14 protein-coding genes are annotated in these 19,150 nt (G+C 55.2%); 11 read left to right on the top strand and 3 right to left on the bottom strand.

Annotation, left to right across the window (positions count from 1 at the left end; translation table 11 throughout):
- The first annotated feature begins 78 nt into the window (after window positions 1-78).
- The 5 genes from SH421x_RS11420 to SH421x_RS11400 all read left to right on the top strand — a co-directional run bounded on the left by SH421x_RS11420 (window position 79) and on the right by SH421x_RS11400 (window position 4,261).
- Window positions 79-513, top strand: a complete 435-nt coding sequence (locus SH421x_RS11420) for a response regulator (RefSeq protein WP_488855721.1) — start codon at window positions 79-81, stop codon at window positions 511-513.
- Between the two features lie 23 nt (window positions 514-536).
- Entirely contained in the window at window positions 537-863 is a 327-nt protein-coding gene (locus SH421x_RS11415) for an STAS domain-containing protein (protein ID WP_488855719.1), read from the top strand.
- 22 nt (window positions 864-885) lie between these two features.
- Entirely contained in the window at window positions 886-2,622 is a 1,737-nt protein-coding gene (locus tag SH421x_RS11410; RefSeq protein WP_488855717.1) for a GspE/PulE family protein, read from the top strand.
- A 52-nt stretch (window positions 2,623-2,674) separates the two neighbouring features.
- Window positions 2,675-3,868, top strand: a complete 1,194-nt coding sequence (locus SH421x_RS11405) for a type II secretion system F family protein (protein WP_488855716.1) — start codon at window positions 2,675-2,677, stop codon at window positions 3,866-3,868.
- Between the two features lie 192 nt (window positions 3,869-4,060).
- Entirely contained in the window at window positions 4,061-4,261 is a 201-nt protein-coding gene (locus SH421x_RS11400) for a hypothetical protein (protein ID WP_488855714.1), read from the top strand.
- A gap of 23 nt (window positions 4,262-4,284) precedes the next feature.
- Here the strand turns inward: SH421x_RS11400 and SH421x_RS11395 are convergent, their stop codons facing one another.
- Window positions 4,285-6,048, bottom strand: a complete 1,764-nt coding sequence (locus SH421x_RS11395; RefSeq protein WP_488855713.1) for an ABC1 kinase family protein — start codon at window positions 6,046-6,048, stop codon at window positions 4,285-4,287.
- 140 nt (window positions 6,049-6,188) lie between these two features.
- Here SH421x_RS11395 and SH421x_RS11390 point away from each other — a divergent pair, with 140 nt between their 5' ends.
- The 5 genes from SH421x_RS11390 to SH421x_RS11370 all read left to right on the top strand — a co-directional run bounded on the left by SH421x_RS11390 (window position 6,189) and on the right by SH421x_RS11370 (window position 14,246).
- Window positions 6,189-7,466 carry an outer membrane protein assembly factor BamB family protein gene (locus tag SH421x_RS11390; protein ID WP_488855712.1) on the top strand — a complete coding sequence of 426 codons (1,278 nt, stop codon included), beginning with the start codon at window positions 6,189-6,191 and terminating at the stop codon, window positions 7,464-7,466.
- 130 nt (window positions 7,467-7,596) lie between these two features.
- On the top strand, window positions 7,597-8,526 hold the full coding sequence (locus tag SH421x_RS11385) for a hypothetical protein (RefSeq protein ID WP_488855711.1): 930 nt from the start codon (window positions 7,597-7,599) through the stop codon (window positions 8,524-8,526).
- A gap of 91 nt (window positions 8,527-8,617) precedes the next feature.
- Window positions 8,618-9,121, top strand: a complete 504-nt coding sequence (locus SH421x_RS11380) for a MarR family winged helix-turn-helix transcriptional regulator (protein WP_488855709.1) — start codon at window positions 8,618-8,620, stop codon at window positions 9,119-9,121.
- Window positions 9,118-10,398 (top strand): efflux RND transporter periplasmic adaptor subunit, encoded by a 1,281-nt coding sequence (locus SH421x_RS11375; RefSeq protein WP_488855708.1) that lies wholly within the window; start codon window positions 9,118-9,120, stop codon window positions 10,396-10,398. Before SH421x_RS11380 ends, SH421x_RS11375 begins: the two co-directional genes overlap by 4 nt.
- Before the next feature lie 32 nt (window positions 10,399-10,430).
- Complete coding sequence (locus SH421x_RS11370; protein WP_488855706.1) at window positions 10,431-14,246, top strand: efflux RND transporter permease subunit; 3,816 nt, start codon at window positions 10,431-10,433, stop codon at window positions 14,244-14,246.
- Between the two features lie 248 nt (window positions 14,247-14,494).
- On the opposite strand, the gene SH421x_RS11365 is transcribed toward SH421x_RS11370, so the two are convergent.
- Complete coding sequence (locus SH421x_RS11365; protein ID WP_488855705.1) at window positions 14,495-15,322, bottom strand: hypothetical protein; 828 nt, start codon at window positions 15,320-15,322, stop codon at window positions 14,495-14,497.
- 369 nt (window positions 15,323-15,691) lie between these two features.
- On the bottom strand, window positions 15,692-16,603 hold the full coding sequence (locus SH421x_RS11360) for a metallophosphoesterase family protein (RefSeq protein WP_488855703.1): 912 nt from the start codon (window positions 16,601-16,603) through the stop codon (window positions 15,692-15,694).
- Between the two features lie 739 nt (window positions 16,604-17,342).
- On the opposite strand from SH421x_RS11360, the gene SH421x_RS11355 reads away from it, so the two are divergent.
- Complete coding sequence (locus tag SH421x_RS11355; protein ID WP_488855701.1) at window positions 17,343-18,866, top strand: hypothetical protein; 1,524 nt, start codon at window positions 17,343-17,345, stop codon at window positions 18,864-18,866.
- Window positions 18,867-19,150: the final 284 nt, after the last annotated feature.

Below are 19,150 nucleotides of genomic sequence, written 5' to 3'. Positions count from 1 at the left end.
CATGCTTCGACTTGAAGGCAATCCAAGATGAACGCGCCCCAAAACTACCTCGATGCGTACCCTCAGATGATAAACAACATGAGTGAGCCAACCCTGCCGACAACAGCCGGCAAACGCATCTTGCTGGTCGATGACGAAATGCACATTCTTCGCGCCGCCGAATTCAAACTGAAGCGCAGCGGATACGAGATCGAATGCGTCGAAGATGGCGAACAAGCTTGGGAAGCGATCCAAGAGCAGATGCCAGACCTATTGATTACAGATTTCCACATGCCGCGACTCGACGGTCTCGGGCTTTGCCGTCGCGTACGTGAAACCGAATCAATGCGTCAACTGCCAATCATCATGCTGACCGCCAAGGGATTCGAGATGACGTCTGACGACAATCTCGAATCGCTCGACATCGCTGTGATCCTGGCCAAGCCGTTCAGTCCGCGCGGCCTAGTCAATTGCGTCGAAGCAGTCCTGACGACCGGTTCATTTGAACAGCCGCCGATCAGTTTCCTGCGTTAAACCATTCAACCCCACAGATTCCCATGAGCTTGCCGACCGAAATTTTTGGAGAAGTCGTCGTGGTCCATACGCCCGAAGAACTGGGCGAGGATCAGGCCGATGCGGTCGAAGCGTTCCTGCTGTCGCGTGAACGCAATCGAGTGATTGTCGATCTCGACGGGACCGAAACGCTTGATAGCGCCGGCTTGACTTGCCTGCTGACAGCTCAGCGACGTTTGCGTGAAGCGGGGGGCGAATTGAAAATTACCACAGCCAATCATGTCAATCGTAAGATTCTCGAGATCACGCGGTTAGACAAGCGATTGGAAGTATTTGAAAACATGATTGAAGCCGTCAAAAGCTTCGTCTAATCGTCCCTGGAATATCCTTGATATGAACTCGCCTATCACGAGCGCCCCGTTACGATTGGGTAACGTCCTCACCAAGCGAGGTTTCGTTACGATCGAGCAGTTGGAAGGTGCGCTCGACTACCAAAAGAACAAAGGCAAGAGCAAATTGCTCGGCGAGATTCTCGTCGAACTTGGCTATTGTTCTGAAGATCAGATCATCGAGTGTCTGGCGGTTGAGTACGGAATTCCATACGCCAAGCTTGAAGCGCGGTTGTACGATCCCAAGGTGATCGGCATTCTGCAGCGTGAGTACATCGAAAAGAATCTTGTGCTCCCGCTCTTTTTGATCGATGACGTTCTGACGATTGCGGTCACCGAGATTTCCAATCTCTTTTTGATCGACGAAATCCAAACGCTCACTAACAAGCAAGTGCAGATCGTCGCTTCGTCTCCGCGCGACGTTCGCCGCATGATCCAAAACTTGCCTGACTCGAAGGTGTTCGTTATCGACGACATCATCGAGGATACCGATCAGTCCGAAGTGACGCTGATCGAAGATGCAATTGAAGATATTGGGGATGTCGAAGAAATCGCCGGCCAATCGCCGGTGATCCGCCTGGTCAACTACATCATCTACAACGCCGTCAAAGAGGGCGCTAGCGATATTCATATCGAACCGGCGGAGCGTTGCATGCGTATTCGCTATCGTATTGATGGGAAGCTGCACAAATCGCTCGAAGTGCCGCAACATCTGCTGAATGCGGTCAACAGTCGTATCAAGATCATGGCCGGTCTCGATATTAGCGAACGCCGCCTGCCGCAGGATGGTCGCGTCCACGTGATGCTCGACTCACGCAAGATCGACTTGCGCGTCAGCACGTTCCCCGGCAATCGGGGCGAAAAAACTGTGATTCGCGTGTTGGATACCAAAAAAGTGACGCTGGTGCTCAAGCACCTTGGCTTCGCCGAGGATATTCTCGATCGGTTCATGGCCAATATCCATGCGCCCAACGGCATCGTCCTGGTCACCGGTCCAACCGGTAGCGGCAAGTCGACGACGCTTTACGCGGCGCTGAACGAGATCGCAACCATGGAAAACAATATTTGCACGGTTGAGGACCCGATCGAGTATCACATCCCCCTGATCAATCAATTCCAGGTGCAAGAGCGCGTCGGTTTGACCTTCTCCAAAGCGCTGCGGACTTTGCTGCGTCAAGATCCGGACGTCATCATGGTCGGTGAAGTTCGTGATGAGGAAACAGGGCGCACCGCAATTCAAGCGGCTCTTACGGGGCACTTGGTTTTTAGCACGCTCCATACCAACGATGCGGTCTCGGCCGTTACGCGATTGGTCAACATGGGCGTCGAGCCTTATCTGATTGGCGCGGCCCTCAACATGGTTTTGGCTCAGCGGCTTGTCCGCAGCATCTGCCCCAAGTGCAGCGAAGCTTATGAGCCGCCACGCAACTTGCGGAAAACGCTGGAGCGAATGGGGTATGAAATCCCTGTGTTCCGCAAAGGCATCGGCTGTCGCTACTGCCGTAACTCTGGCTATAGCGGTCGGCTCGGCGTGCACGAAATCTTGACAATCGACGACGAACTTCGCGATGCGATCGTCGCCGGCGTTCCGATCGGCGAATTGAGGCGAATTGCGATTCGCAGCAAAAATTTGATCACGATGCAGCACGATGGGTTCCGGAAAGTTCGTGAAGGAATCACCACGATTGAAGAAGTGCTGCATGCTACCGGCGATGTTTCCATGACTTCTGTGACCACCTGACGCCTATTTTCCCCCGCAGTCCCCAGCACGCCGCCGTCCCCAAGTTGACGCCATGTTAAGTTACGCCTACCAAGCTCGCGATTCGCTCGGACAAGTCCACGAAGGCGCCGTCGACGCCGGCTCGCCTGAAGAAGCTCAGATGATGCTGCAGCGTGATGGGATGCACATCTTGTCACTGGAGCAAGAAGCGGAAGCTGGCTCGCTTTTTCCGTCTCGAATCAGCAAGTCGGACATCATCTACTTCACCAACCAACTCGCGGTGATGGTGGATACCGGCATTAATCTGGCGACGGCAATTGAATCGGTCTCGTCCCAAGAGAAAAACGAAGCGCTCAAGACGCTGCTGGTCGACATTCGCCGCAGCGTCGAGTCTGGCGAAGATTTTTCGGCGGCGCTGGGACGTTATCCCAAGCATTTTAACAAGACCTATATCTCGCTGGTCAAAGCCAGCGAACAGACCGGCATGCTAGGTGAAATGCTCGAACGAATCGCCGCTTACATGCGCGGCGAGCTAGAGATTCGTAATAAAGTTCGCGCGGCTTTGGCCTACCCGGCCGTGATGGTGGTGCTAGCCACGTCGGTCACCGTTTTTCTGCTGACCTATGTGCTTCCCAAGTTCACTCCGTTGTTTGAACGCAAAGGAGCAAAGCTGCCGACGCCAACCATTATTATGATGGCTGCTTCCGACATCTTGCTCGACTATTGGTGGGCTTGGCTGACGGCGATCATTGCCGCCGGCGTTGGCTTTTACTTCTTCCGCCGAACCGAGCAAGGGCGCAAAACCATTGACGGCATCAAGATTAGCCTGCCGATCATCGGCCCACTGCTACGGAAAATCACGATTGCCCGTAGTCTTAGCACGTTGGGAACGCTGGTTCGTAGTGACGTGCCGGTGCTGATGTCGCTCGAACTGACAGCCGACATCAGTCAAAACTACTATTACGACAAGCTCTGGCGGAACGTGATCGACTCGGTAACCTCAGGGCACCAAATTCATGAAGTGCTCGCCAAAAGCAAGCTGATTCCGCCAACCGTCGTCCAGATGATCTCGGCCGGTGAAGAAACAGGGCGTCTCGAAGAAGTGCTGACCAAGATTAGTCGTCACTATGACCAAGAGGTCGACTTGTCGATCAAGACCGCCACCAGTCTGATCGAGCCGTTAATGATCACCGTCATGGGGGCCGTGGTGGGAGGTATCGCGATGGCGTTATTGTTACCCATCTTCTCGCTATCACGTAACGTCTAGCGCAGGCAGATGGCGCCGACTCGCTAGCAAAATCGACTCCAGCCGCTAGACATGGTTTGCGCAGGCGTCAAAGTTTCTCACAACCACGGCTTGATCTTGTTTCATGGCGCTTCCGCGCGTGCATTCCAACAACCGCACTGGCCGATCTTCGGTAGACAGCTTTGAGCCAACCACCGACGAGGAGCCATCCCTTTGCTAAAGTTACCGCTCGGCAACAATATCGTCGAAGAGATTAACGCTCGCCAAGACTATGTACTTGAAGAATTAGACGTGCTAAATCGCCGTCTCGAAGAATTGCTCGCCTCGCTCACCGCACGCCCAGCCGCAGAACCTGCCGTTGTGCCGATCCCGGTCGCAAGCCCGGTCGAAGAAGGCCGCCGACGCGCTGCTTAATTTGCGAGTAGCCCAAGAAATCACTACTCGGGTCGATCCAAATGTCCCGATTTGTTGATTGCCAATAGCAGCCTTAACGAGATACCAAAGCTGATAATGAGGCCGGAGATGCCCATCATCGAGATATCTCGCATGCCCATGTAGGATGTATCCTCCAAGATTTGCGCTGATGGAGACGTTGCCCCCTCTTTCGTTTCATCTAGGGGGCGAACAATCTGGGTCCGCTGATGAAAGAAGAGCGGCGGGACTTTCATGCTAAGCATCAGCGCCGAGCCCAAAAAGAGCGAACTTGCCACAATCCCGGTCACCAACCGATTGACGGTTGGCCCTAGCATCCGGTGATCTAGATGCACATCGAATCGCCCGGTCCGAACTTGCTCTAGCATCTCTGACATGCGGCGCGGCGCCACCTCGGCCAAGCGTTCCATCTCACGATAAAACCTGGTCCACTTCCGCCAGCGCCGCTGGGGTGAAAACCGCTTCATCATGATCCGACGGCGATGCTTTTGTAACAGTTCGACCAGATTAAACTCAGGATCCAGCAGTCTCCCAGTGCCGTCTAGCATCACCATCGTTTTCAACAGCATGGCGACCTGCGGCGGCAGCGCGATCTGGTAACTGCGGATGATCTTAAACATGTCATTGATCACTTCGCCAAAGTTCATTTTCTCGAGCGGACGATGCGCGTAGTCACCGATAAAGTCGGCGATTTCGCGACGCAAGCTGTTATCGTCCAACTCTTTCGGCAAAGTTCCCCAACGCATGATGACGCTGCTCAGCATATCGGCGTCGCCGCTGGTCAGCCCGACCAGCAAGTCTTCCATCTCTTCACGTAGACGATCATCGATCCTGCCGACCATGCCAAAATCAAGCAAACCGATGACATCGCCCGGCAGAACCAGAATGTTGCCGGGATGGGGATCGGCGTGATAAAAGCCATGGTCGAAGATCATCCGCACATAAAGTTCGGCGCCGCGACGAGCTACCTCGGAAAAATCAATTCCCATCTCCTGCAGCGCTTCACGCTTTGACAGCTTGACCCCTTCGACGTACTCCATGGTCAGCACTCGAGAGGTGCAATACTCTGAGTAGACGGCTGGAATCAGTACGGTTTCGTCGTCGCTAAACTGTACTGCAAACTGCAGCATGTTCCGTTCTTCGCGGCCATAGTCCAACTCGCGCCGTAAAGCGCGCTGAAACTCGGCCACCGTGGTGCTTGGTCGATAGGGAGCAAACTCTGGCAAGCGTTCGGCCAGCGATGCGAAACCGGCCATAATATCCAGATCTTCATTGACCTTCCGCTCGATGTCGGCGTGCTGCACTTTGACGACAACCGTCTTGCCGGTTAACAATTCGGCCAGATGGACCTGACCAATCGAAGCCGATGCGATCGGTTCGACATCAAACCGAGCGAAGATCGATTCGATCGGCTGGCAAAGTTCGGTCTCTAGCGTTTTTTTGACCGCATCAAAAGGATCAGCCGGAACGTCGGCTTGCAGCTTTTTTAGCTCGTCGGCAAGTTCTACGCCTACGATGTCGGGACGCGTGCTGAGAATCTGCCCCAGCTTGATGAAGGTCGGCCCCAAATCGGAAATCGCCATCCGAATCCGAGCTTCACGCGAGTACTTGGAAAGTAACTCGCCATCCTTTGCTTTGAGGATTCCCTTGGCGAAATCGAGATTCAATTGATGAATCCAATCAGCCAATCCATACCGGCTGAGCACCGTGAATATCTCGGTGCCGCGGTTCATGTTGCGGTAAAGCTGGGGGATACTGGACAATCGCATGCAATTTTCGCCTAGGAAAGTTCTCCACTATTCTAGCTTACTTCACCCCCAGAGCAGACCCTGCTTTGCTTGACCTGCCGCCCCAAATGCCGGAAACTAGACCCCCTTGGTCGTTTTTTCCGCCTACCGAGACCGAAATCATGCCTACTCTCAACCTATTCCACTCTCGGCTCACCGCCGCCTGTCTGACGATTCTGTTGACGCCCGCCCTGTTGCATGCTGAAAACTGGCCAGACTGGCGCGGTCCAAACAACGCCGGCATCAGTCACGAAAAAAACTTACCTACCCAATGGTCTACCGATCAAAACGTCGCATGGCGTGTTGATTTGCCGGGCGCGGCTGGCTCGACTCCTGTGATTTGGGGTGACCATATCTTCCTGACTTCGGTCGATGGAGACGAGCTGGTGCTGATCTGCCTAGACACTGCCGGCAAACAGCTCTGGAAAAAGTCGATCGGCAGCGGCAATCGGGTGGTCCGCGGAGACGAAGGTAATTCGGCTTCTCCTTCTCCGTTGACTGATGGCAAGCATGTGTGGTGCTTCTTTACGACGGGCGATCTGGCTTGCTTTGATTTTGACGGTAATGAAATCTGGAAAATCAACGTCCAAGAACGCTTCGGCAAGTTTGACATTCAGTTTGGCCTGACGTCGACGCCGGTGCTGCATGACGGCAAGCTTTACTTGCAACTGATCCATAGCGGCGGCGCAAAAGTTATCGCGCTCAACGCCGAAACCGGCGCCGAAGCCTGGCAAGTCAAACGAGTAAGCGACGCCTATGCCGAGTGCGAGCACTCTTACGCTTCGCCGATGATCTATGATGACGGACAACTGAAATTTCTGCTGACGCACGGCGCCGATTATTCGATCGCCTATGACCTAAAAAGCGGTAAAGAACTGTGGCGCGTCGGAGGTCTGCATCCAAAGGCCGGCTACGACGAGACGCTGCGTTTTGTCGCTTCGCCGTTGGCTGCGCCGGGGCTCATTGTGGTTCCCTCGGCCAAGCAAGGAATCTTGGTGGCGGTCAAGCCTGACTCGCAAGGCAATATCACCGATAAAGCCGACAGCTACCTCTGGAAGTTCGACACCACTCCGGATGTTCCCTCGCCGCTAGCAGTAGGCGACTATGTTTATCTCTGCCGCGAAAATGGGAATCTAATCTGTCTCGATCGCGAAACCGGCGAGCAACTGTATGAAGAACGAACCCATCGCGACCGACATCGCGCCTCGCCGGTTTTTGGCGACGACAAGATTTATCTCACCAGCCGTGACGGTCAAGTAACGGTCGTCAAACCGGGCCCGAAGTTTGAGATTTTGGCCGAGAACAAACTGGATGAAGAAATTTCGGCTTCGCCTGCGATCTCGGGCGGTCGGATTTATCTCCGCACTTTCAAAGCTCTGTGGGCGATAGGTCCCCAGTAGGCCGCGAAAAAACCACCGCAATCCGACTGGTTTGCTGAAATCTCAACGCTTCCTACGCCGATAGGTCGGCTAGAGTGCAGCTTGTTTTTTATCCATATCCGCTATCACTAGCGTCACTTGAGAAGTTGCTATGCCACGCATTTTGGTTTTATCTTTGGTTCTGAGCCTTGCTTGCTTTACCCAATTTGTCGCGGCCCAAGCGCCGGTGATCCCCGGGTCTGGCACGCGAATTTGGTACGACGATTTCGAGAATGAAGAATGGGAATACGTCCCTAACAATCCCAAAGCAAGTCACGAGCAAGACAATCAAACTCGCTTGCCGGGCGGAATGTCCAAAAACAAGATGTGGGGCGAAAGCTCAAAACGGGGCCACCCCGATCACATCGAACGCTTCCATACTCCGCAAGATGGCCTTCCTGACAGCGAAGGCTCATTGCTGATGATGACGCTCCAATCGAACGTGCCTGGTCGCCCTAATGGCAAATTGGGCCAAGACGATTTGATCTGCCGCATCCCAGGCTCTTATTCGGTCAGCCAATATCCCAGCTGCCTCGTCCGCGTCTATCTGCAACCGTTTGAAAAATGGGAGCAATACACGGCCGCCGCTTCGTTTGGCTTTCGCGCGACGGTGACTGGCAGTCGACGCAAAACCACCGGCGGCGGACTGTTCAGTTCGACCAAGAACGAACGCGAACAAAGCTGGCCCGGCATCTTTATTGAGCATCAGCTGACCAAGGATGGCCCCCGAGCATTCTGGGTCATTCGGGGATCGGAACGAGGCGATTATCGTGGCGCCGAGATCACCGAGACCGGCTGGTACACCATCGGGATGTCGTTTACGCCGGATGGCCGCTGCCACTACTACATCTCAGAGGGGGTGGATGATCTGACCGCGCAGGATCTGGTTGGCTCGCACAAGCCGTATAATTTCACGCTTGAATCGGTCCAGGGGATGTTTTTCAATATCTTCAACCATGATGACGGCAAAAGCTGGTCGACTCCTTGGATTATCGACGACCCGTCGTTCTACACCGGCCGGGGGGGTGGGCGAAGTCGCTAATAATCGGCAACTCTTCCCAGATTGCTCTTGCGATCCATCGTTGCTAGCGAATAATTATGTTAGCTAGGCTAACTAATTATTTGCGGTGAACATGGAACCTTTACATTACGATTTTCAAGCGAGCATCGGTTATTGGATCGGGCTCACCGCGCATACGATGAACCAAACGCTCGATGAGCGTTTGGCGCCGTTTGGTATTACTTTTCGTCAGTTCCAGGTCTTAGGCTGGTTAATTCACGATCGTGAAATGACCCAAGCCGATCTGGCCAAACGGTTGATGATCGAACCGCCAACGCTTGCCGGCATCTTGTGCCGGATGGAAGCGATGGGCTGGATCGTGCGGAAAACGGCCGCCAACGATCGCCGTCGCAAGCTGATCACGGTCTCTCCCGGCGCCGCGCCCGTCTGGCGTCAGGTAGTCGATTGCCTGATGGAGTCGCGACGAGAAGCGACCGCCGGCATGTCGCCAGAAGAGATCGCCCTCCTACAATCGCTGCTCAAGCGAGTTTTGAACAACCTATCCCCACCAGCGTCCAGCCCTATGCTCTTGTTGGACGCCGCTCTCACCCCCCAGCAACAGGAATCGCCACGATGAAACGTCCCATGTTCTTAGGCGCCATGCTGGCGATGGCGAGCGTCACCACGGCGCTAGCGCAACCAGCCGCTCCAGTCGTGATTCAATCGCTGGAAGAAGCGGAGGTCTCGTCGAGTCAGGCGTTTGTCGCCACCGTGATGCCGAGACGTGAAGCGACCATCGGCAGCGCCGTCGCCGGCCGAGTTTCAGAGTTTTACTTTGATGAAGGGGACGCCGTCAAAACGGGTGAACCCATCGCACAGATATTGACCGAAACGATCAATCTGCAAATCGCCGCCGCTCAAGCCGAACTAGAGCTTCGCCAAGCTGAATTGCAAGAGCTGAAAAACGGCAATCAAGAGGAAGAAATCGCCCAATCAAAAGCTGAAATGATGTCGGCCAAAGCGCGGATGAGTTATCTAGTCGCTCGGCGTAATCGAACGGCTGAACTGTACGAAACCCGCCGCGTTAGCTCGAAAGAAGAGTATGACGAAGCAGTCTCGGCCGCCGAAGCGGCAAGTGAAACGTTTAATGCATCCCAAGCGGCGTACGACTTGATGGTCAAAGGTCCGCGGATCGAAAAGATCGCTCAAGCCCAAGCCCGCGTACAAGTCCAAGAAGCAGTCGTCGGTGAGCTGCAAGACAAGCTGAAAAAGTATACGATTCGCTCCCGCTTCAACGGCTATATTAGTCTCAAGCATACCGACGTTGGATCCTGGGCAGAGCAGGGCGCCGACATGGTCGATGTCGTTGAATTGGACGAAGTGGATATCACTGCCTATGTCGCCGAGCACCATGTGCCGTTCGTCCAGCTAAACGCCGAAGTTCGAGTCGAAGTTTCTGCGATCCCTGATCGCATCTTCATCGGAACCGTCGTCGCAATTGTACCGCAAGCGGACCTTCGGACTCGTACTTTTCCGGTCAAAGTCCGCCTGACCAATGAGATTGAAAACGGCGTGCCGCTACTGAAAGCCGGCATGTTGGCCCGCGTTCAACTGCCGATCGGCGGAACCAAGCAAGCGCTGCTCTGTCCGAAAGATGCGTTGGTGCTGGGCGCCGGTAAAGCGGCCGTCTATATCACCGCCCCCGGTCCTAACAACACCACCATCGTGCAACTGGTCCCGGTTCAGTTGGGCGTCACTAGCGGCGACCGAATCGAAATCCTCGGACCGATTCCGCCTGACAGCCAAGTTGTCACGCGCGGCAACGAACGCCTGCGTCCGGGTCAGTCGATCAATGTACTTTCGCAAACGCAGTCTCCCGCCAATCCCTCCTCCGCCAGCGTCACTCCGCGTTAAAGCGCTCCCCCCGACTTGAAGGTTCTCTCCTCATGATTGACGCACTCCTCACCAATCCAGTCAAAGTCGCGGTCGGCGTTTTGTTGGTCTCGCTGTTTGGCGTAGTAGCACTGCTGCGAATGCCGATGCAGCTGACTCCCGAAGTCGAAACGCCTACGTTGACCGTCGAAACCACATGGACCGGCGCTAGCCCCCAAGAGGTCGAACAAGAGATTATCGTTGAGCAGGAAGAGCAGCTGAAAAGCGTCGAAGGCATCAGCAAGATGACCTCCGAGAGTGCGGACTCCAAAGGAACGATCACGCTCGAGTTCCTGATCGGCACCAACATGAGCGAAGCCTTGTTGCTGGTCAACAGCCGGCTCGCCCAGGTTCCCGAATACCCTGAGGACGCCGACCAGCCGGTCATCACCACCAGCAACGCGTCCGACAAGCCGATCGCTTGGTTCATGCTGAGCGCGCGCATGCCGACCGAGCAGCGCTACAAAAAGTTCCTGCAGGAACATCCCGATCAGGCGTCCGCACTAAAAGCAGCTCGTGAGACCGAGAATCCCGCCGTTTTGATGGTTCGCTTGCGCCGTCTTGTCGCCGAACACCCTGAATATGTCAAACTGCTTCCGCCGCCGATTTTTGACCAGCAGAAGCTAGACACGTTCGCCTACACACATCCTCAGCTTGCGCCCCAGTTGGCGAAAGCCCGCGAAGAAGCTGAGAATAACTCGGAGCTGCTATACAGCTTGCAACAGCTAGCCAAGGATCAGCCAGAATACATCGAGCTTTGTTCGCCAACAGAGTTCGACGTGATGAACTACCGCCGTTTCGCCGAGGATGAGATTGAAGCCCGCTTCGAGCGTGTCAGCGGCGTCTCGCAGTCCAACGTCAACGGCGGCTTGGAAGACGAACTGCAAGTGATCGTCGATCCAGAGTTGCTGGCCGCTCGGCAAATCACCATCGCCGATGTGCGCCGCGTCTTGCTGACGCAAAATCAAGACACTTCGGCCGGCGACTTCTGGGAAGGGAAACGCCGTTACGTCGTGCGTGCTCTCGGCCAGTTTAAATCGCCGGAGCAAGTCGAGTACCAACTGCTCGCCGTCCGAGATGGCGCTCCGGTCTTTATTCGCGACGTCGCCCGAGTTGAGTTGGGTCATAAAAAGCCCGATAGCGTCGTGCGTCGGTTCGGCGAATCAAGCATCGCGATCAACTGCATGCGCGAAACCGGCGCCAACGTGCTGGACGTCATGGACGGTCTGCAAGCGACCATGAACACGCTGAATGAAGGCATCCTGAAAGACAATAATCTGGAACTGACCCAGGTCTATGACGAGACCGACTACATCAAATCGTCGATCAAACTGGTGCAGGAGAATATCTTTGTCGGCGGTGCGTTGACGATGTGCGTGCTGATGTTGTTTTTGCATCTTAGCGCTCGCACACTGATTTTGATTCCGTTCGCGATGGCGTCGGCGATTGCTTCGGTCTATCTCAGCCCATGGTGGTTTGTCCTCTGCATGGCGATCTTAATCGGCTCAGGCTTTTGGTTCGCCCGCGGGGCGCTAGTCGTGGCGTTAGCAATTCCGATTAGTATCGTCGGCACCTTTTTGATCTTGGGCGCCCTCGGGCGATCGCTCAATGTGATCAGTCTCGCCGGGATGGCGTTCGCCGTCGGCATGTTGGTCGACAACGCAGTCGTCGTTCTCGAAAATATTTATACCTACTACTCCAAGGGGTACTCGCCGCTGGCGGCGGCCGCTCGGGGAACCTCCGAAGTCTGGGGCGCCGTGTTTGCTTCAACCGCAACCACCATCGCCGTGTTTCTGCCGGTCGTCTTTGTGCAGGAAGAAGCAGGCCAGTTGTTTGCCGATATCGCGCTGGCGATCAGTGCGGCGGTCGCGCTGTCGCTGGTCGTTTCGATCACCGTCATACCGGTCGCAGCGTCTCGACTCTTCAACAAAGAAGAAACCGATGAGGACGACAATCTTGATTCTCACAAATTGGGTCGAAGTCATTCTTTCCCGGAATCGATCGCTGCCGATGGGCACCGAATGGGGACCGTCGAACGTGTGATTTCTGGCGGTGGCCAAAGCATGGTCAACGGCATCGTCGCGATCAATCGCTGGTTCCAACTCGGCGTGCTTCGCCGGCTAGTTCTGATCACTGCGATCACCGCCGGAGCGATCTTGCTTTGTTGGGCGTTTTGGCCGAAGGTCGAATATTTGCCGAGCGGCAACCGCAACCTCGTCTTTGGCGTCTTGCTGCCGCCGCCAGGCTACAACCTGGATCAGTTGATGGATCTGGGCGAAGTGGTCGAAACTGACTTGAAGCCCTACTGGGACGTCAATCCATCGGATCCCGGCTTTAACCAAGGCGAATTCCCCGCGATTCGCGACTTCTTCTTTGTCGCACGAGGGCGCCAAGTCTTCATGGGCTTGCGATCCTACGACGAGCAACGCGTCGCCGACTTGATCCCGCTAATTCAAAAAGTAAGCGGCAAGTTGCCCGGAACCTTTGCTGTCGCTTCGCAGTCCAGCTTATTTGAGCGCGGACTAACGGGCGGGCGAAAAATTGAGATCGAAATCACTGGTCCCGAATTACCCAAACTGGTCAATCTAGGCGGAAACATTCTGCGGCAATCGGTCCAACTAATCCCTAATTCGCAGATTCGCCCGGTCCCGAGTCTCGACCTTTCCAGTCCCGAAGTCCATGTGACGCCGCGCTGGGTGCAAGCAGCCGACATCGGCCTTTCTAGCACCGACATGGGCTATGCGGTCAACGCGTTGGTCGATGGCGCCTATGCCGGTGACTACTTCCTGGATGGGAAGAAGATTGACGTCACCATCACCGGCGAAACCCGCTTCGCTGACGCGACGCAAAAGATCGAAGCCCTGCCGGTCGCGACTCCGCTTGGCTCAATCGTGCCGTTGGGAGCGATCGCCAATATCGAGATCAACAGCGGTCCCGAGCAGGTCAACCATCGCGAGCGTCTCCGGTCGATCATCATCGAAGTCACGCCGCCGCCGACAGTACCGCTGGAAGAAGCCATGGATCTCATCACTTCTGACATTATTAAACCTTTGGAAGCTAGCGGCGAGCTTGGCCAAGAATATCGCATCAACCTAGCCGGCACCGCCGATAAGTTGGGAAAAACCTGGACATCGCTCCGATTTAACCTCATGCTGGCGCTACTGATCACTTACTTGCTGATGGCGGCATTGTTTGAGTCTTGGCTTTATCCGTTTGTGATCATCTTCAGCGTTCCGCTAGGCGCCGCCGGTGGGATCTTGGGGCTGAGTCTGCTGAACCTGTTCGTGCTGCAATCGCTCGACGTATTGACGATGCTCGGCTTCGTGATCTTGATCGGCACCGTAGTGAACAACCCCATTTTGATCGTTCACCAAGCGCTCAACCACATGCGCGAAGATGGCATGTCGCTGGATGATGCGGTGTTGGAAAGCGTCGGTTCGCGTATTCGGCCGATTTTTATGACCACAACGACCACAGTGCTCGGCTTGATGCCGCTGGTGATGTTCCCCGGCTCAGGCAGCGAACTTTATCGCGGCCTCGGCAGCGTCGTCCTCGGCGGCTTGATCCTTTCGACCATCTTTACCCTGGTGCTAGTCCCCAGCCTGTTCAGCTTGACCGTCGAAATTTATGAATCGCTGGCCGGAAAAATCTGGGGCAAAAAAGCCAAACGCGAATCGCCACGCGCTGCGCCCGCCTTGTCGGCCACTTCCCACGAATCATTACCAGAGCCGGCCCATGAGTTTGCCCAAGCCGCAAACGGCTCAAACGGGAAAAACGGGACCCACAGCACCAGTAAAACCGAGTCCGAAAAGACCAAGCACGGCAGCTAGGTTACGGTCAGCCATCCCGAACGCAATCCAAAGCGAGCCGGGCGCTCAGACCAATCAGGTAGCGACTCCCTAGAACGCCAAGCACCAGTGCTTGGCGTTTCTGTTTGGGCCAATATCAGCCGCCCGGCGTTAGCCGCGGTTTCTTACGCGAACTGATTGGCTTGGAACAACCGGCGATAAAAACCGCCGGGGCGCCTGTGCACTTATCGCGTCTTCGCGAGAAGAGCATCGCGCGGCCCCTTCGCTGTCTAGGGGGCAAGCACTGTCGGTCCGCCAAAACCGAGACGCGGAATTTCATATTTACCGACGGGGACTACGCGTCGAAACACGTACATAACTGTCCTCGTTTGATCGGAGTAGGCAAATTTCTCATTGGTTGGCAGCCATTCGCCTTCACGAATAAATTGGGTTTGGAGCCCCTTCTTTTCGTTTACTAGCCCAAGATAAACGTAGCCAGGTTTAGTAACGTTGATCACGATCACTCCCTTCCCATCTCCAGCAACACGTGCAAACCGTTTTAGCGAAAAGTCTTTCGGAATGTTGATCCAAACGTACTTTCGATCGGAGAACGCCTTGCCGCCGCTTGAAAGCGCTTGAAATCCCTCTGCGCCAGAGATGATTTCGATTTCGGCAGCCGGCAATTCGGGATGAAACGCTTTCGATGATTTCAACTTCTCAATTTCTTCCAGAGCGGCACGAGCCTCTTCCAGCTTTTCGTCGCGCACCAACACTTTGATGGTACGTTCGTATGCGTTTTCCAAACCGAGCACCGCACGTTTTAGCGCACCAACATATCGATCCGTAGCAACCGTCGTAGGGAGGACACCAGTTTCTTTGAAAGCGGCCATCTCTTTCGACACGATAACGACAAGCGATAGATCCCCGCGGAGCACTGCTGTTTCCATTTTCGATTTCAACTGTTCTTGGAGCGTCTTCTTCGCACTCTCGGTTTCCGAAAGACAAGTTTTCCAAGCGGATTGAATCTCTGGATCCTTGAGCCTCGGCTCTTGAGCCAACGACTGACTCACTGCGAGAGTGGAGAGAAATACGATTAATGCAATCAATTGAAATGGCATTACTAATATCTTTCCGAAGTTGGCGGACGAAACTCGCCAGCAGCACATAATTGGTTCGAGTTGCGGAACCGATTACTTGGGCCCGTTATATTCCGACGCATCACGCATGGCAAGCAAAGCCCAAAAAGGTGAGCAAGAAGTGACGTAATCGGTGGGTTGAGCAAACGGCGATATCACCGGGGCTCCTCGGCCTTTTTATAGCAATATCAGCCGCAGGGCGTTAGCGCCGGATTCTTCAACGGTTGTTCCGCGCCAATGCGTTCGCTAAGAAACCGCGGCTAACGCCGTGCGGCTGATTTGATGGGTAGAAGTTCAAATCGTGCGGATCGCATCGGCGTTGAAATCGCCGATGCGAATACATCACCTGTCTTAAAAAGCGACGGCGAACTTCTGCAGATGATTCGGATGGTTCTTGTCGTGCGCTTGCAGCTCGAATTCGATCCCATCTTGATTGACCCGGGCCAGCGTCCAGCCGTTGGGTTGGGCCGGACTAAATACATAGGCGCAGGCCGGCAGGTTGATCAAGTTTAAGTCGCCATCTTTGGTATGCGACCAGACGTGCGAATGACCAAAGACGTACGCTTTGACCTGTTTTTTGGCGTGCAATAACTTCAGAAAATCGGCCGTATCGACGATGCCGCCCCAGACCTGTCCTTCGGGCGGAGCCACTGGCTGCAGCGTATGATGCGCCATCACGATCGCCGGCTTGTCGGCTCGCGCATCAAGTGCATCAGAAAGCCACTTTCGCTGGGCGGCGCCAAGTTCGCCGGTCACCACATTGGTCTTCATCAGCGAATCGAGCAAAAAGAAATTTGCGTAGGGAGTTTCTAAAATGCTGACATGTTTGGAATCTACCAGCGGTTGCTCAGGCTGTTGAGCTTCCAACGCAGCATAAAACGCGGGGATGTTGTCATGATTACCCATCGTCATGTGCAAGTCTTGGCCAGCGTCGAGCAGCGGCTGAAGGCAGTTGGCGAAGTTGGCGTAATCGGCCGGTAGCCCTTTCAGGTAGGCGCAGTCGCCGTTAAACAAAACCGCAGTCGGCTTGCTCGCTAGCTGATTGATCTCCTGGATCGCGTTCTGCAGGTTAGTCGTCATGTTGACTCCCCGCGCGGTGATCTCGGCATTTTCGGGAATGTGAGTATCCGACAACAGCGCCAACGTCAACGGCATAGCGGATGGCGCCGCGTAGCCAACTCGCAAAATCGACAGACTGGCCAGAGCAGCGGCCGACTGAGTTAAGAATTGACGACGAGTAGCGGCAGGCAGGTGAATCGGCATGGAAGAGTCCTGGTGAAGCGGGTGTGAGATCGGGAAGGGTGCGGCGAGTTGGGGTGGCGATGCAAGCTTTGCCACCACCCAGCGAAGCATCCCTTGATGATAGTTGATCGCTGGACCCGTTTCAGCCGTGGCTGCCAGAGTCTGGGTCCCAAGCTCATGGTTTGTCTGGCAATCGATCGAGCAGGCAGGAGAGAGCGGAATGTTAAAGCCGCGTTCTGACTCTGCTGTAAAGCTAGCAAGGTCGTCCTCTATGCGGCTCGATCCAGCATGTTCGCTGATTCAACACGCTGCACGCATTGAATCGGCTGGCGTCTCGGGCCGGTGCGCTGCAATGTTGTCCAAATGCTGACTTGATCGAATCACGTTGACGAACGTTTGTTCGCGAGATTGCGTAGTCGAGTTGTGGCCTTGTCGCGTTCTATTCTCTCAAAACAGGCCTCCCACCTGCTAGCAGTCAATTTAGGTAGTCCTGGGAAACCTTTCTGCCCAATCACGATGGCGCCAAATGTCCGGTCGCGCGAATTTGGCAAAAATGTACGGCTCGTCCTGAAAGTGCTGGTTAATGCGAGCGTTTCGTGTCGATGGGTGGTGGTGAAGGTATCGAAAATACGTCTCGCAGTCATCGTATCGATTGCCCGCACCCTTACGCGGTCAATCAGCGGAGCGCGTGGACCTGGCAGTTGGCCCACCTTCGTCTCCACAACGATAAGACAGCCTTTCGTCTGCGAAAGAGGAACCCATGAGAGCCCATAGTTTGTGGATCGTTTCCTTAATGGCGATGCTCGCAGCATCGGCGGATGCGGTCGCGCAGAAAGCCACTTATGCGACCGGCTCCGACCAGCAGCAGGATTCCGCAGGCCAATCCTCTGGCATCGCCTATTTGGCGAGTGGTCAGTGGCGTGAGCCGGTAATTGGTGACGCTCCGTCGCAAGCCCAGTCACGCGGATATGCCGCTCAGGGCCAATATCCGCAGCCTGGCCAATACCAACAACCAATGATGCCGCAACCCGGCATGGGACACCCAGGCATGATGCCGCAGCCCGGCATGGGGCATCCCGGTATGATGCCGCAGGGAGTTGCTCCGGCTGGTTACAATCAGTCGATGGGGGGCGCTCCGATGCAAGACCCCAACTTCCAACAAGCGTCTTATAGCAACGGCAGCTGTGCCGAATGCGGCGGACACGGCTGCGATAGCTGCCGTGGATCTGGCTGCGGATGCGGCGGCGCCGGCTGCACGGGTTGCAGCGGCTTGCTTGGCTGCGGGCAATACTGCGGATTTAGCCGCGGCATCGGCAATGCTTGGGACCTGTCCGAATACGGGGGCCGCTGCTCTCCTCGTTTCTTTGACGCCAGCGCCGAGTTCACGTACTTCAAGTATGAAGGAAACACGCCGAGCCGTGCGTTCGCTTCGCAAAACATCTTAGGGCCGACGGTTCTAGATAGTAATCAACTTGACTTTAGCCAACCCCAAGCCGGTGTTCGCTTTACGATGAACTGGCTTTGCTTCGCTGGTTCGACCATCGAAGTCAGCTATATGGGCATCGGCAACTGGGCCAGCTCGGCCAGCGCTATCGGGGCAGGGAACCTGTACTCGCCGCTGTCGGGCTTTGGTTCGAGCCCATTCGGTGGCTATGCCGAGTCGGATCAAGCCGATTTCGCGGGACTATCGATGTCGAACCGCTTTGACACGGTTGAAATCAACCTGAAGCGGGGCTGGACCGGAGCTGGCTGTTGGTTCCAAGGATCTTGGTGGGGCGGTTTCCGCTACTTCCGCTTGAGCGAAGACTCGAACTATGTCACCAGCGGGCCGAATGGTTCGATGAACTATGCGACCAACACCGACAACGACATGTACGGCGTCCAATTGGGCGGCGACTTGACCACGCGACTGACCACGCGGTTGAGTCTGAGCGGGTCTTTGGAATGCGGTATTTATGGCAACCGCGGCGTCCAAGAGACCACCATTTTGCTGAACAGTGCCGGCTCGTCAGCGACAGTGTACGAAACGGCCGCCGCCAATCGGGCGGCGATGGTCACCGAAGGGGGGGTGAGCGGCGTTTACAAAGTGACGCCTAACATGTCCCTCAAGATGGGCTACTCCGTCGTTTACGTCAACGGCGTCGCTCTGGCGATCGACAACTACAACTTTACGACTGGTCTGGGAGCGGCTCCGGCTGCTTTGGCCGGACGAGCTATCTCGGTCGACGACAACGGTTCGGCTCTGTATCACGGTCTCACCGGTGGTTTTGAGCTGGTCTGGTAGTTGCTAACTGCTGATATCAAAGAAGTTACGAACAGGCCGGCGAAATTCGCCGGCCTGTTTTTTTGCGTTTCTTGCCGCAAAAATTGAGGGGAACTCTTGCCAGGGGTCCGCCGTCTAATTCGCGTTGCAACCTCTCTCGTTGGTTAACTAATGACTAAATGTCTAGGTAATTCGTTGAGAGGGGCTTTGATCCGTTGTAATCGGAGCCTCCGGCAACTATTTTCGTTATAGCGGGCCCATTCCCCTCTTCAGACTTATCGTCGCCAGGAGATCGGGTCCAACCC

The organism is Blastopirellula sp. SH421 (assembly GCF_057808535.1).
This window is presented reverse-complemented; position numbering and strand designations above follow the sequence as displayed.